Annotated in this window: 22 protein-coding genes; 14 read left to right on the top strand and 8 right to left on the bottom strand. The window is 43.1% G+C overall.

Going from position 1 to position 22962, the window contains the following annotated elements; all coding sequences use genetic code 11:
* Nucleotides 1-15: 15 nt before the first annotated feature.
* On the bottom strand, nt 16-684 hold the full coding sequence (locus tag FVA69_RS17615) for a 7-cyano-7-deazaguanine/7-aminomethyl-7-deazaguanine transporter (protein ID WP_004908130.1): 669 nt from the start codon (nt 682-684) through the stop codon (nt 16-18).
* Between the two features lie 168 nt (nt 685-852).
* Between FVA69_RS17615 and tusA the strand changes: the two genes are divergently transcribed.
* Complete coding sequence (gene tusA, locus FVA69_RS17610) at nt 853-1101, top strand: sulfurtransferase TusA (protein WP_004908132.1); 249 nt, start codon at nt 853-855, stop codon at nt 1099-1101.
* A 50-nt stretch (nt 1102-1151) separates the two neighbouring features.
* Here tusA and FVA69_RS17605 read toward each other — a convergent pair whose 3' ends face one another.
* The 3 genes from FVA69_RS17605 to FVA69_RS17595 all read right to left on the bottom strand — a co-directional run bounded on the left by FVA69_RS17605 (nt 1152) and on the right by FVA69_RS17595 (nt 5464).
* A complete protein-coding gene (locus FVA69_RS17605; RefSeq protein ID WP_164529177.1) occupies nt 1152-2078 on the bottom strand; it encodes an Rpn family recombination-promoting nuclease/putative transposase in 927 nt (308 codons plus the stop codon).
* A gap of 198 nt (nt 2079-2276) precedes the next feature.
* Nucleotides 2277-4676: a zinc/cadmium/mercury/lead-transporting ATPase gene (locus FVA69_RS17600; protein WP_164529176.1), complete on the bottom strand. Its 2400-nt coding sequence runs from the start codon at nt 4674-4676 to the stop codon at nt 2277-2279.
* Nucleotides 4677-4834: 158 nt separating this feature from the next.
* The gene (locus tag FVA69_RS17595) at nt 4835-5464 is read right to left on the bottom strand and encodes a lysoplasmalogenase (protein WP_004908138.1); all 630 of its coding nucleotides are present in this window, start codon (nt 5462-5464) and stop codon (nt 4835-4837) included.
* 121 nt (nt 5465-5585) lie between these two features.
* Here FVA69_RS17595 and FVA69_RS17590 point away from each other — a divergent pair, with 121 nt between their 5' ends.
* Nucleotides 5586-5939 carry a DUF2500 domain-containing protein gene (locus tag FVA69_RS17590; protein ID WP_109911656.1) on the top strand — a complete coding sequence of 118 codons (354 nt, stop codon included), beginning with the start codon at nt 5586-5588 and terminating at the stop codon, nt 5937-5939.
* A 5-nt stretch (nt 5940-5944) separates the two neighbouring features.
* Here the strand turns inward: FVA69_RS17590 and FVA69_RS17585 are convergent, their stop codons facing one another.
* Both FVA69_RS17585 and rsmD read right to left on the bottom strand, forming a co-directional pair.
* Nucleotides 5945-6241 (bottom strand): DUF1145 family protein, encoded by a 297-nt coding sequence (locus FVA69_RS17585; protein ID WP_004908141.1) that lies wholly within the window; start codon nt 6239-6241, stop codon nt 5945-5947.
* Nucleotides 6242-6251: 10 nt separating this feature from the next.
* Nucleotides 6252-6833 carry a 16S rRNA (guanine(966)-N(2))-methyltransferase gene (rsmD, locus tag FVA69_RS17580; RefSeq protein WP_164529175.1) on the bottom strand — a complete coding sequence of 194 codons (582 nt, stop codon included), beginning with the start codon at nt 6831-6833 and terminating at the stop codon, nt 6252-6254.
* Nucleotides 6834-7109: 276 nt separating this feature from the next.
* Here rsmD and ftsY point away from each other — a divergent pair, with 276 nt between their 5' ends.
* The 4 genes from ftsY (at nt 7110) to rpoH (ending at nt 11852) form a co-directional block, all read left to right on the top strand.
* Complete coding sequence (gene ftsY / locus FVA69_RS17575) at nt 7110-9074, top strand: signal recognition particle-docking protein FtsY (RefSeq protein ID WP_164529174.1); 1965 nt, start codon at nt 7110-7112, stop codon at nt 9072-9074.
* A gap of 6 nt (nt 9075-9080) precedes the next feature.
* Nucleotides 9081-9746, top strand: coding sequence for a cell division ATP-binding protein FtsE (gene ftsE / locus FVA69_RS17570; protein ID WP_004908148.1), 666 nt, complete (start codon nt 9081-9083; stop codon nt 9744-9746).
* Nucleotides 9739-10716 carry a permease-like cell division protein FtsX gene (gene ftsX, locus FVA69_RS17565; RefSeq protein ID WP_109911659.1) on the top strand — a complete coding sequence of 326 codons (978 nt, stop codon included), beginning with the start codon at nt 9739-9741 and terminating at the stop codon, nt 10714-10716. Before ftsE ends, ftsX begins: the two co-directional genes overlap by 8 nt.
* 257 nt (nt 10717-10973) lie before the next feature.
* Complete coding sequence (rpoH, locus tag FVA69_RS17560; RefSeq protein WP_004908152.1) at nt 10974-11852, top strand: RNA polymerase sigma factor RpoH; 879 nt, start codon at nt 10974-10976, stop codon at nt 11850-11852.
* A 108-nt stretch (nt 11853-11960) separates the two neighbouring features.
* Here rpoH and gloA2 read toward each other — a convergent pair whose 3' ends face one another.
* Both gloA2 and panM read right to left on the bottom strand, forming a co-directional pair.
* Complete coding sequence (gene gloA2 / locus FVA69_RS17555) at nt 11961-12347, bottom strand: SMU1112c/YaeR family gloxylase I-like metalloprotein (protein ID WP_004908154.1); 387 nt, start codon at nt 12345-12347, stop codon at nt 11961-11963.
* Nucleotides 12344-12748, bottom strand: coding sequence for an aspartate 1-decarboxylase autocleavage activator PanM (gene panM, locus FVA69_RS17550; RefSeq protein ID WP_123382261.1), 405 nt, complete (start codon nt 12746-12748; stop codon nt 12344-12346). The genes gloA2 and panM overlap by 4 nt, the downstream gene beginning before the upstream one ends.
* Before the next feature lie 379 nt (nt 12749-13127).
* Here panM and FVA69_RS17545 point away from each other — a divergent pair, with 379 nt between their 5' ends.
* From FVA69_RS17545 to FVA69_RS17510, 8 genes are all read left to right on the top strand, one after another.
* Complete coding sequence (locus tag FVA69_RS17545) at nt 13128-14237, top strand: branched-chain amino acid ABC transporter substrate-binding protein (protein WP_004908157.1); 1110 nt, start codon at nt 13128-13130, stop codon at nt 14235-14237.
* Nucleotides 14238-14339: 102 nt separating this feature from the next.
* Nucleotides 14340-15266, top strand: coding sequence for a high-affinity branched-chain amino acid ABC transporter permease LivH (gene livH, locus FVA69_RS17540; protein ID WP_109911661.1), 927 nt, complete (start codon nt 14340-14342; stop codon nt 15264-15266).
* Entirely contained in the window at nt 15263-16534 is a 1272-nt protein-coding gene (locus tag FVA69_RS17535; RefSeq protein WP_109911662.1) for a high-affinity branched-chain amino acid ABC transporter permease LivM, read from the top strand. Before livH ends, FVA69_RS17535 begins: the two co-directional genes overlap by 4 nt.
* The gene (livG, locus tag FVA69_RS17530; RefSeq protein ID WP_004908162.1) at nt 16531-17310 is read left to right on the top strand and encodes a high-affinity branched-chain amino acid ABC transporter ATP-binding protein LivG; all 780 of its coding nucleotides are present in this window, start codon (nt 16531-16533) and stop codon (nt 17308-17310) included. The genes FVA69_RS17535 and livG overlap by 4 nt, the downstream gene beginning before the upstream one ends.
* Nucleotides 17310-18011, top strand: a complete 702-nt coding sequence (gene livF / locus FVA69_RS17525; RefSeq protein WP_004258508.1) for a high-affinity branched-chain amino acid ABC transporter ATP-binding protein LivF — start codon at nt 17310-17312, stop codon at nt 18009-18011. Before livG ends, livF begins: the two co-directional genes overlap by 1 nt.
* An 867-nt stretch (nt 18012-18878) precedes the next feature.
* Nucleotides 18879-20546 (top strand): urocanate hydratase, encoded by a 1668-nt coding sequence (gene hutU, locus FVA69_RS17520; RefSeq protein ID WP_164529173.1) that lies wholly within the window; start codon nt 18879-18881, stop codon nt 20544-20546.
* 56 nt (nt 20547-20602) lie between these two features.
* Nucleotides 20603-21787: a CaiB/BaiF CoA transferase family protein gene (locus FVA69_RS17515; protein ID WP_004908167.1), complete on the top strand. Its 1185-nt coding sequence runs from the start codon at nt 20603-20605 to the stop codon at nt 21785-21787.
* Nucleotides 21784-22923, top strand: coding sequence for an acyl-CoA dehydrogenase family protein (locus FVA69_RS17510; protein WP_164529172.1), 1140 nt, complete (start codon nt 21784-21786; stop codon nt 22921-22923). Before FVA69_RS17515 ends, FVA69_RS17510 begins: the two co-directional genes overlap by 4 nt.
* The last annotated feature ends 39 nt before the right edge of the window (nt 22924-22962 follow it).

Raw genomic sequence — 22962 nt, 5'->3', positions numbered from 1 at the left:
TATCTCCTTTTTTGTTTAGTGCTGATTGACTAACTGTTTTTTATCTGAGTTTGCAAAGAAATATTTCAAGATAAAATTCAAAAGCACACCATAAGCAGGTAAGAAAAATAGCATGCAAATAAGTAACTTGAAAACATAGTCAACTAACGCGATTTCGACCCAGTTTGCGGCCATAAAGGGGTCGCTACTGCGGAAAAATGCAATAAAGAAGAATGCGATAGTATCAATTAAGTTACCAAAGAACATAGCGCAGGCAGGTGCCACATACCAACGTGCATTTTGGCGCAACTTATTGAATACGCTGACATCTAATATTTGCCCAAGTACGTAAGCCATAAAGCTTGCCGCGGCGATACGAGCAACGAATAGGTTGAACTCAGATAAAGCGGTAAAACCTTGCCATTCACCTTGGAAAAACAACGCTGAAATAACGTAGGAAATCAGTAATGCAGGCAACATGACCGCAGTTATAATTCGGCGAGCCAGCGGTGCACCATAGATACGTACGGTTAAGTCAGTAGCAAGGAAAATAAATGGAAAAGTAAAAGCACCCCAAGTGGTATGGAAGCCAAAAATATTAATTGGCAACTGCACGAGGTAGTTACTAGAGGTAATGATTAAAATATGAAATAACGAAAGCCAAATTAACGCAGTGGCTTTTTGCTGCGCAGTAAAATTAAACATATTGTACCTTTTTAGTCACAATGGGGTGAGGGAACCCATGAAATACATCCCAACATTTGGGAACAGCGCATCATACGCTCGTTGCGCAACAAAAGCAAAACTGTTCATTTATCAATGAGCGTTTTATTATATAATCAGTCTATTGATTCCTTTTAGAAGTGTTTTTTAATGTCTGATTTATTTGCTAATCCAACGAAAACCCTTGATACACTAGGGTTACGATGCCCAGAGCCTGTGATGTTAGTGCGCAAAACAGTTCGTAATATGGCTGATGGGGAAACGTTGTTAATTATTGCTGATGACCCAGCAACCACACGCGATATCCCAGGTTTCTGCCGCTTTATGGAGCATGATTTATTAGCGGTAGAGGCTGAGAATGCTCCGTATCGTTATTTGTTACGTAAAAAATCGAGTTAACCGCCATTAGCTAATTGCATTGTATCAATCCCTGCCAAAAGGCAGGGGGATTATTGTAGATTTAATACTTCCTGATGAGTTAACCCAGTGAGCTGACAGATAAGCTCAATACTTGTACCGAGTTGTGAACCTTTCAGAGCAACTTCATGTTGTTTTTTGTTTGCTCCAATATCTATGCCTCTATTTACACCAATATCTATGCCTTCTTGTATTCCTTGATTTTTTAATCGTTGCGCAATGTTCATAATCGCCTCTTGGTTATTTTCAATTTGATCAATAAGTTGGTTAACCACTATTTCAAAGTGAGGTGAATCCATAGTAATAAATAAGTAATTGAAAATAGTGATGATGTCATCGCTATGATGATAATTTTGATTCATCGCTTCAGCTAGCAACTGCGTGACTTTTTCTATGTTATCTCTTAAGTCCCTATGCTTCATCGCGAGTTCCATAACCGCAACTTTGCGATGGTTTACGAGTTCATTATCATCAATGACAGTAATATCGACGAGCGGAAATGGTTGACTATATAAGTTTGATGCAATTTCTGGCCACGGAAAACAGTGTGTCCACGGCTTAGCATATGGATAAGGCGTTACCTTTCCATGATAAAATAAAACTGGCACAACCAGGGGCAAATCATGATGGCCTTGTTGTAAATGTTGATTCATGGCAAGGAACGAATAATGCATCATCCGCCAACCCATTAGCTTATCGGGTGTTGATTGGTGTTCAACTAACATATAAATATAGCCTTCACCTTGCTGTGTCTCGACAGTGTAGAGCATATCCGAAAGACGAGTTCGTAGCTGGTTATCAATGAAAGAAGAATTTGTTATCGCTAATGTTTTGAAATCACATAATTGCTTAATATGGCTGGGTAAGTGAATATCAAAAAAGTCACGTGCATTATCAAGTTTAGACATAAACCCTTTAAATGCAGCGTCATGTGGCGTTGAACTGTGATTTTTTACCATACCCAATACCCGCTAATACCTTGCCAAAAGAGTGATTTTCAAAATGCATTTTAGCGGAATCTGGGGTTGATGGAGAAAAAGTTAGTCCTAATTCTTAAGTTAAAATTGTATTTAACGTATTGTAATAACAGTATTTATTGGAAAGGTTGTAAAAGAAAAAACGCCACTTATTGTGGCGTTTAAATCAGTTGATATAAATTACTTTTTCACTTGAGGTAATTTAACGCGTAATAGGCGCACTGCGTTTGCTGTTACGAGTGCTGTTGCACCGGAGTCAGCAAGAACGGCGACCCAAAGCCCGGTAATTCCCAACAAACTGGTGACGAGGAATACGGCTTTTAACCCTAAGGCAATCGCAATATTTTCACGAATGATTTTTCGTGTTGCGCGAGATAGCGCAATAATCTCTGCGAGCCCAGTTAAACGGTTATGAGTTAACGCGGCATCGGCAGTCTCTAATGCCACATCCGTACCACTGCCCATGGCAACACCGATACTAGACGCTTTCATTGCTGGAGCATCATTAATGCCATCACCGACCATCATCGTGCTGTGGTTTCGGTTAAGCTCCATAACCGCAGTGACTTTATCTTCCGGTAATAACCCTGCGCGGTATTCCATGCCTAATTGGCCTGCAATAGCACTTGCTGCTCGAGGGTTATCACCTGTCAGCATCACGGCATTCACGTTGAGCGCTTTTAGCATGCTCATCGTATCCGCAGCATCTTTGCGCAATGTATCTTGCAGTGCGGTTAAACCAATCATGCGGTTATTTTCGAGTGTGACAACAACGGTTTTCCCTTCTGCTTCTAAGGTTTCTACTTTACTTTGCCACTCACTGTTTAATGGCGTATCAAGGCGGCTTGGTGCGCTAACAAGGATATGTTTGTTATTAAGGTATCCTTCAATTCCTTTTCCTGCCAGTGCCTTACGCTCTTGCGCTTCAGTGACAGTCAAAGAAAGTTCTTCCGCTTTATTAACTACTGCTTTAGCAAGTGGGTGGTGAGAGCCAACTTCAACAGATGCGGTGATTTGTACTAATTCACTTTCTGACAAGCCTTCAACAGGGACTAAGTTAGTGACATGGGGTTTACCTTCTGTCAGTGTGCCCGTTTTGTCTAAAGCAATGGTCGTGATAGTTCCCAGTTGCTCCAATGCGGCTCCCCCTTTAATTAAAGCACCGCGCCGTGTAGCAGTTGCTAATGCGGAGGTAATTGCTGCAGGGGTTGAAATCACTAATGCACAAGGGCAACCAATCAATAACAGTGTTAACCCGCGATAAATCCATGTTTCCCATGGTGCGCTGAAGAAAATAGGTGGAATAACAATCACTAATGCGGAAATCAGCATGATGATTGGTGTGTATACACGGCTAAAGCGATCAATAAAACGTTCTATTGGTGCGCGACGTTCTTCTGCTTCTTCAATCAGCTGTAAAATGCGGTCAATCGCATTTTGACCCTGCTCTGATACCACCTGCATTTGAACGGCTCTATCAACAGATAAGCAACCTGCAGCCACTTTATCTCCAACATTACGTTCGACAGGTACAGATTCACCCGTTAACGCACTTTCATCAAAGCTGGCAAAACCAGATACTAACACGGCATCGGTAGGTAAACGCCCACCTGGTGCGATTTCGATAATGTCCCCGGGACGTAACTGCGCAACAGGAATAGTTGTTTTTTGCCCATTTTTGATTAAAACGGCATCTTCTGGAACCAGTGCCATTAAGGCGCTAACACCTCGTCTGGCCCTTCCGGCAGAATAAGATTCCAACATTTCGCCTAACATAAACAGTAAGATAACCATTGCGGCTTCTTCTGTTGCTTGAATAAAGATTGCGCCTATTGCGGCAACCGTCATCAATGTTTCGATGGCAAAAGGTGAACCCGTTCGCATTAAGCGTAATGATTTACGGGCAATTGGGTATAACCCAAACAGGGTGGTTAAAATGAAGGCAATATTACCCAACTGTGGATTGATAAATTCAATCCCCCAACTAATAGCCATTAAAATCGCTAAAATAATGACGGGCTTAGCTTCACTAATTAAGCTTGGTGGAGCTGCTGCCGCACTATTGCTACCGACTTCAAGTAATTCATAACCCGCAGTTTCAACGGTAGAGCGAACTGCCACACTAATATCTGTGTTGGCATCAACCACAAGTTTTTCTGTGGCAAATAATACTTTGGCTTGTTTTACTTCACTGATTTGCTTAACTGCAGTTTCAATTTTATTTGCGCAACTTGGGCAATCCATACCACGGATTATCCAGCTAAAGCGCTGGCTAGCCGCTTGGGTAGGCTCAACTTCATTCGCGACATCCGGAGTTAAACCACAGCTATTACCATGCTGGTGGTTATGTCCCTTGTGATGATTGTCATTTACTGCATGCTCATGTGCAGAATGGTCCCCGATATGATGATGAGCTTCTTCATCGTCATCAGGGTTTTTCTTCACTGCACTGTGCTCGGAAGTATGTGAGTCGTTACTCACTTTTTTGTCATTTTCAGCGATAGCAGATGAGCAAGTACTGTTACTAGAGCAACAAGAACTGCTATGTACATGATTTTCTTTATGAGAGTGTGAGTGCATAAGCGCCCCCTTATCAAACAATGATTCGTTTTATCATTCATTGTTGATAAGTCTACACTCTGGAGTCTACTCCAGAGTCAAACCAAAAAGGGGGAGCCAATTGATAAAATTCTCAAATAGCACTTTTAGTCAATTGGCTTAGTCTTTGCGGGTAGTAATTACAAGTAAATTGCCCGCACAATAAAGAACTGCCCAAGGAAATAGAGCGCTGCAACAACAGCTTTTGAAGCTTTAAATGGAAGACGGAATCGAGCAATTAGCCAAACACAGTTAGAAAGAAATAGCAGAGATGCACCAACCATGATTGAAAAATTATATTCACGGCCGAGACCAAAATATTGGTCACCAGCAACCCATGCCATAATCATACACATTATTAGTGATGCAAAAACAATGGCTTGAAGATTTTCAAGTTTGCCCCAAATAAACACTAAAGTAATGGCAGCGACAATCAGAGGGGCGGCTAGCCAAGGTAGATAGAGCCCGAAATTTAGCTGCATTCCAAAGCTGATGGTGTAAATCAAATAACTTAAGAACATCAATGCGACAGAAGCTAGTAAGTGCTCACTTGAAAGCATACGAGAAAGATCTGCAACAAGAGAAACTAGCAATCCAGCAAGAATGAGGTAGTTTTGCAGGTTAAGATCATCGGAACTCCACCCCCAAAGTAATAAAAGCAGCAGTGTGATCGGGCGAAATAACCAACGTTGCCACCCAGGTCCTCGGTAGGCGGCATCGACATATAACCAACCAGAAAAGAGTACTGCGAGGAATGGCCAACTAATCATATACACATCCTTATATGTTCAATGAATGACACGGCAGTGGTCTGGCAACTTAGAAACGTGTCCTGTTTAGTTAAATAAGATAAACTATCATGACGGATTTTTTAAGTGAAAAGCATACATTATGAACAAGCCCATACTATTGATCATTGTTTTAGCGGTTATTGCGGTTCTTGCTACTAAGCGTTTTTTTGACCAACGCAAGCAAAATGAAATTAATGATAACTCTTTGCTGGTGAGCTATTTGGTCAAGGTGGATAACAAAAAGGATTACCCTTATCCTAATATGCGTTCTCGTGAACGAGATGTTGTTTCCCCTGAAACCTTCCGCTATGAAATTTATTTCAAAACGCGCTCAAGCGGCGAAATTATCAAAACGATTGTGACAGAAGAACAATACCAAAGCGTAGCGTTAGGCAGTGAAGGAAAACTCACGATGCAAGGAACTCGGTTTATTCGTTTCGAGCCTGCATCATAAAGTTTTTACTGGTCTGATTGCCTTTTCTTTGCTTCTTCTAAAGCGGCTTTGGTTTTTTTCTGCATGGCTAACATTTCGAATACGCCAAAAAAGAAAATGCGTAGTTGAACTAAACCAGAGATTTTTTCCCCTTTAGGAAGCGTTGCTTTTAGGAAAATAGTTTGCAGTGCATGCATAAATACCATGAACACCATTGCAATATCCATGAAATATTTCAATGGCTTAGGGAATGGATGGACGAGGTTAAAGACCATAAAACCCCAAACGCAAATCATGAGCAGGCGTCCAATATTGATAAACATGTTTTTGTCCCTAAAGTGAAGTTCGAATAAAAAGGCGATATGCGACTTGCCCAGCTATTTTTTCGCGATGAAGTTGCCAGTTAGCTGGAATGTCAGTAAGTGGTGACTCCGCTTCTGACTCAACGTATATCCAGCTTTCTTCAGCTAACCATTGATTTTTTTCTAACAATTGAATGGTTTCATTGAGCAGTCCTTTGCGAAATGGTGGGTCAATGAAAACGACATCAAAAGGTGTACCTGCTTGGCTTAAAAAATTTAGGCTGTTGTGATTCACTACGGTTGCGTTATCAGCTTGTAAGCGAGTTTTATTTTCAGTCAATAATTGGGCGTTGTGTTTATCGAGCTCAATAAAGGTGACTGTTTCTGCAAAACGAGAAAGTGCTTCAAAGCCCAGTGAGCCACTGCCTGCGAAGCAATCTAAGCAACGCGCATCTCGAATGATTGGCATCAACCAGTTAAATAACGTTTCTTTAATTCTGTCTGTAGTTGGGCGTAAGCCCTCACTATCACGAACTGGCAGCTTTCTTCCGCGCCATTTTCCACCGATAATACGAATTTGCCCTAAAGAGGGGGATTGTGGTTTTTTTGCCATAATGTTTATTGCTGCTTAACGGGTTTATGTACTTAAATTTGATTGTTACTATTGTATACCTGTCAGGCGATAAGTTGCAGTGTTGTTATCTCTGATTGGCCGTATTTCAATTATAGTGCTTCATTTTCACAGTTTTAACACGAAAATTCAGATTAAATTGGCAGGATTTTTCTTTCAGATATGTGTTGCTGAGCGATGAAATGGTAGACTGCATATAATTTTATTGCGATTTGATTATCGAGTGCCATATTTTTACCGCGAGGAGTGTAGTGGCAAATGGCTAAAGACAAGAAAAAAGGTTTTTTTTCATGGTTGGGGTTTGGGCGTAAAAATGAAGAAGAAACCCAGCAACAAGAGCAACAACAAACTCAACAAAATGATGTGGTTAATGACGTCGAAAACCAATCAACCCATGAAGCTGCGGTTGATGCCGCAACAGCCGAAGCGGAACGTCAACATCAAGCTGAGCAAGCTGCTATTAAAGCGGCAGAAGATGAAGCTCAGCGTCAGTATGAAGCACAACAAGCTGCGATTGATGCGGCAACCGAGCAAGCAGAACGTGAGCGGGAAGCTAAACTAGCAGAGCTTCAAGCTGCCGAAGAGCAAGCGGAACAAGCACGCCAAGAAGCCGAAGAGAAAAAACTGGCGGAAGAAAAAGCCGAGCGTGAACGCCAAGAAGCGGAAGCAATGCGTCTTGCTGAAGAAGAAATGGCACGTCAGCGTCAAGTTGAGTTAACTGCGATTCAAGCGGCAGAGGAAGCGGAAGAGCAGCGTCGCCAAGCAGAGTTAGCTGCAATTCAAGCTGCCGAAGAACAAGCCGAACGCGAACGTCAAACAGCAGAAGCGGCGCGTTTAGCGGAAGAACAAGCCGAACGCGAACGCCAAGCAGCAGAAGCGGCACGTTTAGCGGAAGAACAAGCCGAACGCGAACGCCAAGCAGCAGAAGCGGCGCGTTTAGCGGAAGAACAAGCCGAACGCGAACGCCAAGCAGCAGAAGCGGCGCGTTTAGCGGAAGAACAAGCCGAACGCGAACGCCAAGCAGCAGAAGCGGCGCGTTTAGCGGAAGAACAAGCCGAACGCGAACGCCAAGCAGCAGAAGCGGCGCGTTTAGCGGAAGAGCAAGCCGAACGCCAAGCAGCAGAAGCAGCCCGTTTAGCGGAAGAACAAGCTGAACGCGAACGCCAAGCAGCCGAAGCAGCCCGCTTAGCGGAAGAACAAGCCGCCGAAGATGCGAGAATTGCAGAGGAAGAAGCTGAAGCTGAGCGCTTACGTTTAGAAGAAGAAAAAAATAATTTACCAACAGAGCAAGAAAAACCTAAAAAAGAAGGTTTCTTTGCTAGGCTAAAGAAAGGGTTATTAAAAACTCGCCAGAATTTAGGTTCAGGTTTTTTTGGGCTGTTTTCAGGTAAAAAAATTGATGATGACTTATTTGAAGAGCTTGAAGAGCAGCTATTGATTGCTGATGTCGGGGTTGATACCACTCGCAAAATCATTGATAACTTAACGGCACATGCGAGCCGTAAAGAGCTCAAGGATGCAGAAGTGTTATATGGCAAATTGCGTGAGGAAATGTCTGATATTTTAGCGAAAGTGGATAAACCACTCGTGATTGAAGACAAAAAACCCTATGTTATTCTTATGGTTGGTGTTAACGGGGTCGGGAAAACGACAACAATTGGTAAATTAGCACGTCAATATCAGTCGGAAGGGAAAAGCGTCATGTTAGCCGCGGGGGATACTTTCCGTGCAGCAGCCGTTGAGCAACTTCAAGTATGGGGAGAGCGCAATAAGATCCCTGTGGTCGCTCAACATACTGGCGCAGATCCTGCATCGGTTATTTTTGATGCGATTCAATCAGCGCAGGCGAAAGGGGTTGATGTTTTAATTGCAGATACCGCTGGGCGCTTACAAAATAAATCGCACTTGATGGAAGAGTTGAAAAAAATTGTCCGGGTGATGAAAAAACTCGATGAAAATGCTCCCCATGAAATTATGTTAACGCTAGATGCAAGTACTGGACAAAATGCGGTAAGTCAGGCAAAACTTTTTGATGATGCGGTCGGTTTAACAGGTATAACATTGACTAAGCTCGATGGCACAGCAAAAGGTGGCGTAATTTTCTCTATTGCCGACCAATTTGGTATTCCAATTCGTTATATTGGTATTGGTGAGGGTATTGAAGATTTACGTCCATTTAAAGCAGATGACTTTATCGAGGCTCTATTTGCCCGAGAGGAATAATTTTCGATGATTCGCTTTGAACACGTTAGTAAAGCTTATCGCGGTGGCCGCCAAGCACTCCAAGGGGTTGATTTTCATCTTCAACCTGGAGAAATGGCATTTCTAACAGGCCACTCAGGCGCAGGTAAAAGTACATTACTTAAACTGATTTGTGGAATTGAACGCCCAAGTGCGGGTCATATTTTATTCAATGGTCATGATATCAGCCGCTTGAAAAATCGAGAGATCCCGTTTCTGCGCCGGCAGATCGGGATGATTTTTCAAGATCACCACCTGTTATTTGATCGAACGGTATATGACAATGTCTCAATGCCGCTAATCATTTCTGGTGCTAGTACCGAGGATATTCGTCGGCGAGTTTCCGCTGCATTGGATAAAGTTGGGTTATTGGACAAAGCGAAAAACTTCCCAATTCAGTTATCTGGTGGGGAGCAACAACGTGTCGGTATTGCCCGAGCGGTGGTGAATAAGCCAACGATGTTATTAGCGGATGAACCAACAGGTAACCTTGATGGTGAATTGTCTGAAGGAATCATGCGTTTATTCGAAGAATTCAATCGTGTAGGGGTGACCGTTTTAATGGCGACCCATGATATTGCATTGATTGAGCGTCGTAACTGCCGTGTTCTTACATTGAGTGAAGGTCGTATGCTTGGAGGTCAACATGGCTAAGAATGTCCGTAAAAGCAAGCCGGAACGAGCCAAGCAATCGAAAAGTAAAGCATTAAAAGGCGGTTGGAAAGAGCAGTGGCGTTACTCGTGGTTGAATGCGCTCGCTGACATGCTAAGACAGCCTTTGGCCACCTTTTTGACTATCATGGTTATTGCGATTTCACTCACATTACCGAGCCTTTGTTATATTGTGTGGAAAAACGTTTCGCAAGCCGCGGAGCAATGGTATCCAACACCACAACTCACTGTTTATCTTGATAAATCTCTTGATGAACAAGGTGGGCAAAATGTAGTAACACAACTGCAGGCTCTTGATGGGGTTGACCATGTGAATTACCTTTCACGTGACCAAGCCATGAGTGAGTTTCGCAGTTGGTCCGGTTTTAGTACTGCACTCGATATGCTAGAGGAAAACCCACTGCCTGCAGTCGCAATAATTACGCCTAAAATTGATTTTGAAGGTTCTAATGTATTAACAACACTGCGTGATAGAGTCAGCCAAGTCGATGGCATTGAAGAAGTTCGCATGGATGATAGCTGGTTTGCGCGGTTAGCTGCACTAACGGGTTTGGTTGGGAAAGTCGCTTCTGTCATTGGGGTTTTAATGATTGTGTCACTATTCCTTGTGATAGGTAATAGCGTACGGCTCAATATTTTTGCTCGCCGCGATACGATTAATGTGATGAAGTTAATTGGTGCTACTGATGGGTTTATCATGAGGCCATTTTTAAATGGTGGCCTTGTATTGGGTGCATTAGGTGCCATTATTTCCCTAATTATGACCTTTCTACTTGTTTGGCAGTTAGCGGACGGTGTGGCAAAAGTAGCCAGTGTATTTGGTACGCAATTTCAGATTGAAGGATTGTTATGGGAAGAGTCTTTATTGATTCTACTGTTATCCGCTATGGTTGGTTGGATAGCGGCATGGTTGGCAACACTTCAACATTTACGACACTTTACACCTGAGTAATATGTTGTTTTTTCATCATTTTTATTCAAGAGTCATGATTTGATTATATCATGACTCTTTGATTCTATTGCAAATTTTCGTTAAAAATGAACTTAGTCTGAATTGTTTTGTCCTACATTGACCTACTGTTAACAAATTTTGTATATAATTTATTTAACGCGGTTAAACTGGTAGACTAAAAATGTTTACCTCATGGCTAACCAATGCGGTTATCAATACAAACTAATCTGTTTCCTATTATTTTATTGAGGATCTGAATGACCAAAGACATGCAATCATTAGCTCTTGTTCCACAAGGAAGTATTGAAGCCTATGTTCGGGCTGCTAATGCTTACCCGATGCTCACCGCTGAGGAAGAAAAGGAACTTGCTGAACGGCTGCATTACCATGGTGATCTGGATGCTGCAAAGCAACTGATCTTATCGCACTTGCGCTTTGTTATTCATGTTGCTCGTAGTTATGCAGGGTATGGTTTACCACAAGCTGACTTAATTCAGGAAGGTAATATCGGCCTGATGAAAGCGGTGCGTCGTTTCAATCCTGAGGTTGGCGTTCGTCTTGTTTCCTTTGCGGTTCACTGGATCAAAGCTGAAATTCATGAATATGTTTTACGTAACTGGCGTATTGTCAAAGTCGCGACAACAAAATCGCAACGTAAGCTATTTTTTAACTTAAGAAAGAATAAAAAGCGTCTTGGTTGGTTTAACCAGGACGAAGTTGATATGGTTGCCCAAGAGTTAGGGGTAAGTACTAAAGATGTGCGTGAAATGGAATCACGTATGGCTGCACAAGACATGGCATTTGATATGTCAGATGACGATGACAGCAGTGATTTTGGTGGCCCTGTAGCCCCAGTCTTATACTTACAAGACAAAGCATCAGACTTTGCCGGTTCAATTGAAGATGATAACTGGGAAAGCCATGCAACTGACCGCTTAGCAGATGCGTTGGATTCTTTGGACGAGCGCAGTCAGGATATCATCCGAGCTCGTTGGTTAGACGATGACAACAAAACGACGTTGCAAGAACTCGCTGATAAATACGGTGTTTCTGCAGAGCGTGTTCGTCAGCTTGAAAAGAACGCAATGAAGAAGTTACGTTTGGCGATGGAAGAAGACGAAGATAGCGAAATGTAATTTATGACTGGCCAATTCGTTGTTCACTAAAATTATCTGCATTTATTACCCGTTAAGAGGTGGATAAATGCAGATAATCATTTCTACTTTTACATTTTTATTGTTCAATTAATCACCGTATAACTCTAGCGGTAAGCCATCGGGATCTGTGAAAAATGTAAAACGCTTTTGGGTATAGGGGTCGATGCGTATGGCCTCACAAGCCACACCTTGCTCAGTTAAATAAGCTACCCATTTATCTAAATCATCAACACTGAAGGCTAAATGGCGCAGCCCCGTGGCTTCAGGATAACTCAACCTTGCGGGCGGATTAACAAAACTGAATAATTCAATTTGGTAATGTTCACCAAAGGCTAAATCCGCTTTCCATGAATTATTTTCTGGGCGGAAATGTTCTTCAAGTAGATTTAACCCCAAAATACGGCAATAAAAATCCTTACTGACCTCAAAATTGGATGCAATAATAGCAACATGATGAATTTTATTTAACTTCATGCTGTTTTTCCCCATATATCAGGTTGTGCGGTGGTATTGAAGCCATTAGCAGCCAAGAATAGCCGCACCGCTTCTTTTTCTTGTAGGGCTACCCCGCTAATATCAAATTTCCATAGTGTAATGTCAGGAATAGCTTGGCAAATTTCTTCTAATAAATATGAGCCAACACCGCGTCGGCGAGTGACCTCTCGTACGCAAAAATCCTGCAAAGTGGCAGTGTTATGATCCACCGTAATTTTTGCAGCTCCAAGAAGGCGTTCATTAAAACGGGCGGCATAGAATAGGTCACCTGCTTTGCACATTTTGGCTAGTTCAAAAGGACTCTGGTCAGGCCAGATTTTATGTAAGTCCAGATATTGTTGCTCAGTAGGATTGACCAGCGGGATAATAGTAAGTCTCATGATATTTTGTTTGTTTCCCTGTAAGAGTTGCAGTCACTCATCCTGCCAGAGTGATCTACAACCGATTTTTTGATTTTAGAGAGAAAAATTTGGTGATACTGAATTTTCCGAATTTCACTCGGATTAATTTAAATTTAACCCGAATATAACACTAGTATTTACAAAAAACCTACTTTAACACATCAGTTTTTTATTCTGCTTCTAATGTAAAAACCTGCCATATACATTTGCTATTTAGCATAATTATCTTGTTTAATGTTATGAAATATATAGCCTTATTCGCTGTATTTTGAAATCTCAGGCATTGTACCTGTCAACTATAATAATCTACTACAAATCAAACACAAACACTCAGAACCACGAAGACGGGGACGATAAAATGAAGAATATGAATAAAGCATTATTAGCGGGCTGTATTGCGATGGCATTCAGTTCAGCAGGATGGGCAAAGGAAATTAAAATAGCGGTTGTTGGCGCGATGTCAGGGCCTGTAGCTCAATATGGTGATATGGAATTTACAGGGGCACGCCAAGCGATCGCAGATATTAATGCTAAAGGTGGCATTAATGGAAACACATTAGTGGCAGTAGAATATGACGATGCCTGTGACCCGAAACAAGCGGTTGCGGTGGCAAATAAAGTGATTAACGATGGTATCCGCCATGTTATTGGGCATTTATGTTCCTCTTCAACACAGCCGGCATCCGATATTTATGAGGATGAAGGTGTCATTATGATCACCCCAGCTGCAACTAATGCGGATTTAACCACACGTGGTTATCAAATGGTTCTGCGTACAACCGGTTTGGATTCGGACCAAGGACCCACTGCAGCTAAGTTTATTATGGAAGATATCAAACCAACTCGTATTGCTGTTGTGCATGACAAACAACAATATGGGGAAGGTTTAGCCCGTTCTGTACGTGAAAGCCTCAATAAAGCTGGCGTTAAAGAAGTGATGTTTGAAGGGGTAACGGCGGGTGACAAAGACTTTTCCGCTTTAGTGGCAAAATTGAAGAAAGAGAATGTTGATTTTGTTTACTTTGGGGGATATTACCCAGAGATGGGGCAAATTTTACGCCAAGCGAAGCAAGCTGGCTTGAATATTCGCTTTATGGGGCCTGAAGGCGTCGGTAACTCTTCATTATCAAATATTGCAGGTGATGCCTCTGAGGGCATGTTGGTAACTTTACCAAAACGTTACGACCAAGTTGCGACTAACCAACCAATTGTTGATGCCATCAAAGCGAAGAAAGAAGACCCAACAGGGCCATTTGTTTGGACAACTTATGCTGCTATCCAAGGTTTAACGACGGCAATGGAGCGTACTGGCAGTATTGAGCCTGAAGATTTAGTGAAAGACCTGAAAGCAAATCCGGTCGAAACTGTCATGGGAACATTAAGCTGGCAGCCAAACGGTGACCTGAAAGGGTTTGAGTTTGGTGTATTTGAGTGGCACAAAGATGGGACTTCCACCTCTGTAAAATAGTACTCAGCAGTGTTCCAGCATAGTGAATAAGAACCGGAAGTAAGTCACTTGCTTCCGGCTTCTGTTCTCTATAGAGGACAAGTAGTTCGAAAGGATAGTCTTATGTCAGATCAAATTCTGTATTTTATTCAGCAACTTCTGAATGGTTTAACCCTCGGTAGCACTTATGCACTGATAGCTATCGGCTATACGATGGTGTATGGCATCATTGGGATGATTAACTTCGCCCACGGCGAAGTGTACATGATTGGTAGCTATGTCTCTTTTATTGTGATCGCAGGCTTAATGATGCTTGGGATTGATATCGGTTGGCTCCTTGTTGCTGCGGCCTTCATTGCGGCAATTGTGGTCTCTAGTGCCTATGGTTGGAGTATTGAACGGGTTGCTTATCGGCCGGTCCGTCATTCTAAGCGATTGATTGCATTGATCTCTGCGATCGGAATGTCTATTTTCCTGCAAAACTATGTCAGTTTGTCACAAGGTTCGCGTGATTTAGCCCTACCCAGTTTGATTACAGGGCAATGGGTTCTCGGTGAAAGCGATGGTTTTGAAGCCACGGTGACTAAGATGCAATTGACCATCTGGGTGGTTACCGTGCTTGCGATGTTAGCTTTGACGCTATTTATTCGCTATTCAAAAATGGGAAGAGCCTGCCGAGCTTGTGCAGAAGATCTTAAAATGGCCAGTTTATTAGGCATTAATACCGATCGCGTCATTTCATTAACTTTCGTTATTGGTGCCGCAATGGCGGCTGTAGCGGGTGTGCTATTGGGGCAATTTTATGGTGTGATTAACCCCTATATTGGTTTTATGGCAGGAATGAAAGCATTTACTGCGGCGGTATTAGGGGGAATTGGAAGTATTCCCGGCGCCATGTTAGGTGGTTTAATCTTAGGTGTTGCAGAAGCGATGACCTCTGCATATTTAAGTACAGAATATAAAGATGTTGTGTCATTTGGTTTATTGATTGGTGTGTTGTTAATCATGCCAACCGGCATTCTGGGACGCCCGGAGGTCGAAAAAGTATGAGAAAAGAAAATTGGATTAATGCCATTGTGGCTTCAGTGACTTTTTTCGTATTGGCTCTGTTCATGATGGGGTTGCAGCTCGCTCTTGATGGCACAAAACTGGTTGTTACGGTTGGGGATTCTGTACGTTGGAACTGGATCATTGCGGGTATTATTGTCATCTTTGTTTACCAGTTGGTTCGTCCGACATTAAATAAAGTATGGCAAGGAGTTCCTAAAAAGGCGTGGGCGATCCCTGATTTTGATGGTTCGACAGCCAAGCAAAAGATTCTTGCAGCTGTAATTATTATTGCCGCAATTATTTGGCCGTTTATTGTTTCTCGCGGAAGCGTGGATATTGCCACCCTGACATTAATTTATGTGATGTTAGGCTTAGGGTTAAATGTGGTTGTTGGGTTATCTGGGTTACTGGTTCTTGGGTATGCCGGCTTTTATGCCATTGGTGCTTATACTTTTGGTTTATTAAATCATTACTATGGTTTTGGTTTCTGGGAAAGTTTACCGATTGCAGGGTTAACCGCTGCGTTAGCCGGTTTTTTATTGGGATTCCCTGTTCTAAGGTTGCGGGGGGACTATCTTGCAATAGTGACGCTCGGCTTTGGGGAAATTGTTCGTATTTTATTACTGAATAATACCGAAATCACTGGCGGGCCAAATGGGATCAGTCAATTACCGAAACCGACTTTCTTTGGTTTGGAATTTAGCCGTACCGCTAAAGATGGCTGGGATACCTTCCATAACTTTTTTGGCTTAGATTACAGCCCTGGTGACCGTATTATTTTCCTGTATTTTGTCGCCTTGTTATTAGTAGTCTTAACTTTATTTGTTATCAATCGCTTACTGCGTATGCCATTAGGTCGTGCATGGGAAGCATTACGCGAAGATGAAATTGCCTGTCGCTCATTAGGGCTAAGCCCAACTCGAATAAAATTAACCGCATTTACTATTAGTGCGGCCTTTGCGGGATTTGCAGGGACGTTATTTGCCGCACGACAAGGCTTTATCAGCCCAGAATCTTTTACCTTTGTGGAGTCGGCATTTGTGTTAGCCATCGTCGTTTTAGGGGGAATGGGCTCACAAACTTCCGTGATTTTAGCCGCAATTATCTTAGTCGTATCACGGGAAATGATGCGTGACCTTAACCAATACAGCATGCTGTTATTAGGGGCATTGATGGTGCTGATGATGATCTGGCGACCACAAGGCCTATTACCGATGAAACGTCGTCAAATGCAGGTGAAAAAAGTCCCTGAAGGGGAGGGCGTATGAGCCATATAACAACGCCTTTGCTACAAGTTAATGGCTTAACAATGCGTTTTGGTGGGTTACTTGCCGTCAACAATGTTGAGTTAACCATTAATCAAGGGGAAATAGTTTCACTGATTGGCCCGAATGGGGCGGGTAAAACCACCATTTTTAACTGTTTAACGGGGTTTTATAAGCCGACCAGCGGCACGATTTTATATCGTGAAAAACACCTTGAAGGGCTGACAGGGCAGTCTATTGCTCGCCTTGGCGTCATCCGAACATTTCAGCATGTGCGGTTATTTAAAGAAATGACGGTGATTGAAAATTTACTTGTGGCGCAACATCAACATTTAAAAAGTGGTATTTTTTCTGGGCTATTGAAAACCCCTGCGTTTCGTCGGGCAGAGGCTGAAGCGCTTGATAATGCGGTAAAATGGCTTGAGCGTGTTGATTTACTCCCCTTTGCCAATCGACAAGCGGGTAATTTAGCCTATGGGCAGCAGCGTCGGTTAGAAATTGCTCGCTGTATGGTCACTCGCCCTGAAATATTAATGTTAGATGAACCAGCAGCAGGTCTTAACCCTAAAGAAACCAATGACTTGGATGACTTGATTGCTGAGTTACGAGCTCATCATAATGTTTCAATTCTCTTAATTGAACATGATATGAAATTAGTCATGGGAATTTCAGATCGCATTTATGTCGTGAATCAAGGAACGCCATTAGCGAATGGGACACCGAGTGAGATCCGTCAACATCCTGATGTGATAAAAGCCTATTTGGGGGAAGCTTACTGATGCTAGAGTTTAAAAAAGTTTCTACCCATTATGGAAAAATTCAAGCACTACATGAAATTAGTTTGAATATCCAAAAAGGTGAAATTGTGACCTTAATTGGAGCAAATGGTGCAGGGAAAACCACCTTGCTCAGTACGCTTTGTGGCGATCCACGTGCATCGGAAGGCCAGGTCATCTACCGAGGTGTGGATATCACCCAATTGCCCACCTCGAAAATTATGCGTGAAGATATTGCATTAGTACCTGAAGGGCGACGTGTATTTTCTCGTATGACAGTGGAAGAAAACCTCGCAATGGGGGGCTTTTTTGCCGATCGCCAACAGTACCAAGAACGTATTGAGCGAGTTTATAAGCTATTTCCAAGGTTGTATGAGCGTCGAAGCCAGCGTTCAGGAACGATGTCTGGCGGTGAGCAACAAATGCTAGCGATAGGCCGTGCTTTAATGAGCCAGCCAGAGTTACTCTTACTTGATGAGCCATCCTTAGGCCTTGCTCCCATTATCATTATGCAAATTTTTGATACGATTCAGCAGCTACGCGAAGAAGGAATGACAATTTTCCTTGTCGAACAAAACGCCAACCAAGCGTTGAAACTCGCAGACCGTGGTTATGTGTTGGAAAATGGGCATATTGTGTTGGAAGATAGTGGCAAAGCGTTGCTAGCGAATGAGGCAGTACGAAGCGCCTATCTAGGCGGCTAAAATTTTAGTCATCCTTCACGCTGTGGCGTTGTTGGCTTCATTCGGCTGTTTGGGTCACATACTTAATGTATGCTCCTAATTTTCGTCATCCTTCACGCTGTGGCGTTGTTGGCTTCACTCGGCTGTTTGGGTCACATACTTAATGTATGCTCCTAATTTTCGTCATCCTTCACGCTGTGGCGTTGTTGGCTTCACTCGGCTGTTTGGGTCACATACTTAATGTATGCTCCTAATTTTCGTCATCCTTCACGCTGTGGCGTTGTTGGCTTCACTCGGCTACTTGGGTCACATACTTATGTATGCTCCCCAAGCTATCCTCATTTTGCCGCCTAGCCACAACGCGAATGATTTAGAAAATTAAATCATCATTCACTTTTTCTGATTGCTCGGGTTATCTGTTGATGCAGGTAACCCGTTATTGTTTCTGGTGTACACCATTTTGAGCGGTACGCATGGGTTTTCTTGCTATACATAGTTGCAACGTTCTGTGAAGTGACTCGCAATTTCGCTATTTACTTGTTTCTATGCATAAAAACAAATGTATATACAACTTTTTCTCTAGAAACATACAGCTACTTGTTGTTGTATAACTTCTCTTGTGTTCCAACCTTCACACTTCCTACAAAATTTCAAATTTAAATGTATATACTTTGTGACGTAAATGTATATATATTTGAGCCATAGATAAATACCCTCAATGAATAGATAGTCTCGAGTAAGTTGATATTAAATTAATCTATTGATTTTTAATCAAATAATTAATTTTAAAACACAGGTGCATCGTCACTAACTGGGTATCTCGCAGATTATTATAAATAAAATTGTTAATTTAAAGTTAATTAAAAATGGATGATAGGGGATACAACCATGTTAAATCGTACTGACTCAACTCGAGTGATCCGCGCACCACGTGGCAGTGAGAAAACCTGTAAGAGCTGGCTGACAGAAGCGGTATATCGCATGATCCAAAATAATTTAGACCCTGATGTTGCTGAGCACCCTCAAAGCTTAGTGGTCTATGGCGGTATCGGTCGAGCGGCACGTGATTGGGAATGCTATGACAAAATTTTAGATGTGCTGACCACACTGGAAGATGACCAAACATTACTCGTGCAGTCAGGTAAACCCGTCGGAGTGTTCCCTACCCATCCAGATGCGCCCCGCGTATTGATCGCAAACTCAAATATTGTTCCTCACTGGGCGAATTGGGATCACTTTAATGAGTTAGATCGTAAAGGCCTAATGATGTATGGCCAAATGACGGCTGGTTCTTGGATCTACATTGGTTCTCAAGGGATCGTCCAAGGCACCTATGAAACGTTCGTTTCACTGGCCAAACAACACTTTAATGGTAACGCAGCAGGGCGTTGGATCTTAACGGGCGGTTTAGGTGGAATGGGCGGAGCACAGCCATTAGCAGCAACCATGGCGGGCTTTAGCATGATAGCGGTGGAATGTGATGAAAGCCGTATCGATTTTCGTTTAAGAACTCGTTATGTGGACAAAAAAGCGACGACATTAGATGAAGCACTGCAATATATCGAGGAAGCCAAAGCAAATGGCCAGCCAGTTTCTGTTGGGCTATTAGGTAATGCGGCTGATGTTTACAGTGAATTGGTGAAACGCAATATCACTCCTGATTCCGTCACTGACCAAACTAGCGCCCATGACCCTGTACACGGCTACTTACCACAGGGTTGGACACTCGACCAATGGCGTGAAAAACAACAAACCGCACCTGCTGAAGTGACCAAAGCAGCGAAAAAAAGCATGGCAGTCCAAGTGGATGCGATGTTAACGATGCAAAAGCGTGGCTCAGCGGCTTTTGACTACGGCAATAATATTCGCCAAATGGCAAAAGATGAAGGCATTAGTAATGCCTTTGATTTTCCAGGCTTTGTTCCTGCTTATATTCGCCCTCTGTTTTGTGAAGGTATTGGCCCATTCCGTTGGGTTGCGTTGTCAGGTGACCCAGAAGATATCTATAAAACAGACCAAAAAGTAAAAGAATTATTACCAGATGACAAGCACTTACATAATTGGCTCGATATGGCACGTGAGCGTATCGCATTCCAAGGGCTTCCTGCACGTATTTGTTGGGTTGGTTTAAAAGACAGAGAAAGATTAGGCCGTGCTTTCAACGAAATGGTGAAAAGTGGTGAGTTAAAGGGCCCAATCGTGATCGGCCGTGATCACTTAGATTCAGGCTCTGTGGCTAGCCCTCACCGTGAAACGGAATCTATGAAAGATGGCTCTGATGCGGTATCAGACTGGCCTTTATTGAACGCACTATTAAATACCGCAGGTGGAGCAACATGGGTCAGTTTACATCACGGTGGTGGTGTTGGTATGGGTTTCTCACAACATTCAGGCGTCGTCATTGTGTGTGATGGAACGGACGCCGCTGATAGGCGTTTAGCTCGTGTTTTACATAATGACCCTGCAACGGGCGTAATGCGTCATGCAGATGCAGGTTATGACATCGCCATTAACTGTGCGAAAGAGCAAGGCTTGAACTTGCCGATGGTGAAGTAATGTCCTTTGCCAGCTGAAGTTGAGCTGGCATCTTTCTGGAATAAAAGGAATTCAGTATGAATGCTGCGTTGACTCAGAAAAGACAAGGGCCACTGGCGGGGATCAAAGTGATCGATTTAAGCCGAGTGTTAGCTGGCCCTTATTGCACAGGTATGATGGCCGATCTTGGTGCTGAAGTGATCAAAATTGAAGTGCCTAACCACGGTGATGACAGCCGCCATTTAGGGCCATTCATTGATGGGGAAAGTGTTTATTACGGTTTAATTAACCGAGGTAAACGCAGTATTGAATTGGATCTTAAAGCGGATGAAGACCGAGCGATTTTATTCCAGCTAGTCAAAGAAAGTGATGTGGTGGTTGAAAACTTTCGTCCTGGTGTGACTCAACGACTCGGTATCGATTTTGAGAGCCTAAAGCAGCACAACCCTAAATTAATCTACGCCAGTATCTCTGGATTTGGGCAAAACAGCCCACTCGCCAGTTATCCCGCTTATGACATCGTGGCACAAGCGATGTCAGGCCTAATGAGTGTCACTGGTTTCCCAGAAACAGGGCCTACACGCAGTGGTGAGTCAATTGGCGATGTGTGTGCAGGGATGTTTGCCTCATGGGCGATAAGTAGTGCGTTATTTGCGAGAGAGCGTCATGACGAAGCGGCACAGTATATTGATGTAGCGATGGTGGATGTCTTACTGAGCATGCAGTTAACTGGGCTTTCAAACCTATTTGCTCATGATAAGGCTCCGAGCCTAGTGGGTAACCGCCATCCAGTATCTACGCCATTCGATACTTATCAGGCAAAAGATGGCTTAGTGGTTATCGCGATTGCGAGTGAAAAGCTATTCCAACGCTTTTGCGAATGCATGGAAAAACCAGAGTTATGCCATGACTCACGCTACCTTAATGACCCGAGTCGAACACAGCACCAAGCTGAACTTAGAAAAGAGATTGAAAGTTGGACACGCCAAAAAACCGTTGAAGAGGTATGTGACATTTTATTAAACGCGGGCGTTCCTGCTTCACCAATTCATAATTTACACCAAGCAACACAAAGTGAGCATGCCCAAGTGAGGCAAGTTCTGACGCACCTGAATGATGGGGGAACGCCTTTGGTTTCTCAACCGGTTTTTTTCAATGGAAATAAACCTCATTCAACCCGCCGTGCACCAAAATTAGGTGAGGCAAACTTAGTGTATAAGCCAGCGAGAACAACCATTAAAAATGCGGAGACGATGCAATGAGTTTTGATATTAATGAAACAGAACAAGCGGTTGTGAATGCGATAGAAAAAGTTTGTCATGACATTTTACAGCCGAATGCACAAAGATACGATGAGACAGAAACCTTTTGTGCGGAAAGTTTACAAGCGTTGGGGGAAATGGGCTGCTGGGGAATTAATTTACCTGAGCAGTATGGCGGTTTTGGTATTGGCAGTGTGGCGATGAGTCAGGTAGTCGAAGCTGTTGCTGCCGCTTGTGCTTCGACTTCATCGGCTCTAACGGCACATTTTTTGGCGACAGATTCGATTTTAATTGGTGGTACTGAAGAGCAAAAAAATTATTGGTTACCAAAAGCCGCTGCAGGGGAATTATTAGGTGCATTTGGCTTAACTGAGCCGGCTGCAGGTTCTAATCCTGCAGATATGCGAACCGTGGCAACTCGTGAAAATAGTGGCTGGCGTATTCGGGGTAATAAACACTATATTACTAACGCCAAAGAGGCTGACTTTATCGTGTTGTATGCGAAAACGGATGTAGAAGCGGGAGCCCGCGGGATCAGCGCATTTATGATCCCTAAAGGCACGGAAGGCGTGGCATTTTCTCAACCTGAAAAAACCATGGGATTACGGGGTAGCACGATTTATGAATTAGCGCTGAATTGTTGGCTACCGGAATCGGCATTATTGGGAGAGGAAAATAAAGGGTTCCATACCGCGATGGAAGTTTTAGATAAAGGGCGTGTTGAAGTGGCCGCAACGTCACTCGGTATAGCTCGGGCTGCGATGGAAAGTGCTTTAGGTTGGGTAAAAGAACGCCAAATTGGTAAAAAGCCCTTAGCCGCATACCAAGGAACTCAATGGCGTATTGCGGATATGCACACGCAATTGGAGGCTGCTCGCATGTTGACTTGGCAAGCTGCAGAATTGCGTGATTCAGGGGAGCGTTTTAGTTTGCAATCTGCGACGGCGAAATTGTTTGCCGCTGAGTGCGCGGGTTTTGTTACGGATGCAGCATTACAGCTTCATGGCGGCTACGGCTATATTCGTGACCTTCCCCTTGAACGTTATGTGCGTGATGCACGGATTTTACGGATTTTTGAGGGCACATCAGAAATACAAAAAATTATTATTTCACGTGCCGTTTTAGATGCCCACTAAGTTATTTTAAGTATTGAGCCGAGTAAGCGGGACAGGCGT

The sequence above is a fragment of the Providencia sp. PROV004 genome (genome assembly GCF_011045615.1).
GTDB lineage: Bacteria > Pseudomonadota > Gammaproteobacteria > Enterobacterales > Enterobacteriaceae > Providencia > Providencia rettgeri.
The sequence above is the reverse complement of the archived record's forward strand: the minus strand, read 5'-3'. Positions and strand labels throughout refer to the sequence as shown.

What these genes read in the sequence shown, in the direction of transcription:
- FVA69_RS17605 (WP_164529177.1), bottom strand. Translation starts at nt 2,078, where the DNA reads ATGGTAAAAAATCACAGTTCAACGCCACATGACGCTGCATTTAAAGGG.
- FVA69_RS17545 (WP_004908157.1), top strand. Translation starts at nt 13,128, where the DNA reads ATGAAGAATATGAATAAAGCATTATTAGCGGGCTGTATTGCGATGGCA.
- hutU (WP_164529173.1), top strand. Translation starts at nt 18,879, where the DNA reads ATGTTAAATCGTACTGACTCAACTCGAGTGATCCGCGCACCACGTGGC.
- gloA2 (WP_004908154.1), bottom strand. Translation starts at nt 12,347, where the DNA reads ATGAAGTTAAATAAAATTCATCATGTTGCTATTATTGCATCCAATTTT.
- rpoH (WP_004908152.1), top strand. Translation starts at nt 10,974, where the DNA reads ATGACCAAAGACATGCAATCATTAGCTCTTGTTCCACAAGGAAGTATT.
- FVA69_RS17615 (WP_004908130.1), bottom strand. Translation starts at nt 684, where the DNA reads ATGTTTAATTTTACTGCGCAGCAAAAAGCCACTGCGTTAATTTGGCTT.
- FVA69_RS17590 (WP_109911656.1), top strand. Translation starts at nt 5,586, where the DNA reads ATGAACAAGCCCATACTATTGATCATTGTTTTAGCGGTTATTGCGGTT.
- panM (WP_123382261.1), bottom strand. Translation starts at nt 12,748, where the DNA reads ATGAGACTTACTATTATCCCGCTGGTCAATCCTACTGAGCAACAATAT.
- livF (WP_004258508.1), top strand. Translation starts at nt 17,310, where the DNA reads ATGCTAGAGTTTAAAAAAGTTTCTACCCATTATGGAAAAATTCAAGCA.
- ftsX (WP_109911659.1), top strand. Translation starts at nt 9,739, where the DNA reads ATGGCTAAGAATGTCCGTAAAAGCAAGCCGGAACGAGCCAAGCAATCG.
- FVA69_RS17600 (WP_164529176.1), bottom strand. Translation starts at nt 4,676, where the DNA reads ATGCACTCACACTCTCATAAAGAAAATCATGTACATAGCAGTTCTTGT.
- FVA69_RS17510 (WP_164529172.1), top strand. Translation starts at nt 21,784, where the DNA reads ATGAGTTTTGATATTAATGAAACAGAACAAGCGGTTGTGAATGCGATA.
- livG (WP_004908162.1), top strand. Translation starts at nt 16,531, where the DNA reads ATGAGCCATATAACAACGCCTTTGCTACAAGTTAATGGCTTAACAATG.
- rsmD (WP_164529175.1), bottom strand. Translation starts at nt 6,833, where the DNA reads ATGGCAAAAAAACCACAATCCCCCTCTTTAGGGCAAATTCGTATTATC.
- FVA69_RS17585 (WP_004908141.1), bottom strand. Translation starts at nt 6,241, where the DNA reads ATGTTTATCAATATTGGACGCCTGCTCATGATTTGCGTTTGGGGTTTT.
- FVA69_RS17535 (WP_109911662.1), top strand. Translation starts at nt 15,263, where the DNA reads ATGAGAAAAGAAAATTGGATTAATGCCATTGTGGCTTCAGTGACTTTT.
- ftsY (WP_164529174.1), top strand. Translation starts at nt 7,110, where the DNA reads ATGGCTAAAGACAAGAAAAAAGGTTTTTTTTCATGGTTGGGGTTTGGG.
- FVA69_RS17515 (WP_004908167.1), top strand. Translation starts at nt 20,603, where the DNA reads ATGAATGCTGCGTTGACTCAGAAAAGACAAGGGCCACTGGCGGGGATC.
- FVA69_RS17595 (WP_004908138.1), bottom strand. Translation starts at nt 5,464, where the DNA reads ATGATTAGTTGGCCATTCCTCGCAGTACTCTTTTCTGGTTGGTTATAT.
- livH (WP_109911661.1), top strand. Translation starts at nt 14,340, where the DNA reads ATGTCAGATCAAATTCTGTATTTTATTCAGCAACTTCTGAATGGTTTA.
- ftsE (WP_004908148.1), top strand. Translation starts at nt 9,081, where the DNA reads ATGATTCGCTTTGAACACGTTAGTAAAGCTTATCGCGGTGGCCGCCAA.
- tusA (WP_004908132.1), top strand. Translation starts at nt 853, where the DNA reads ATGTCTGATTTATTTGCTAATCCAACGAAAACCCTTGATACACTAGGG.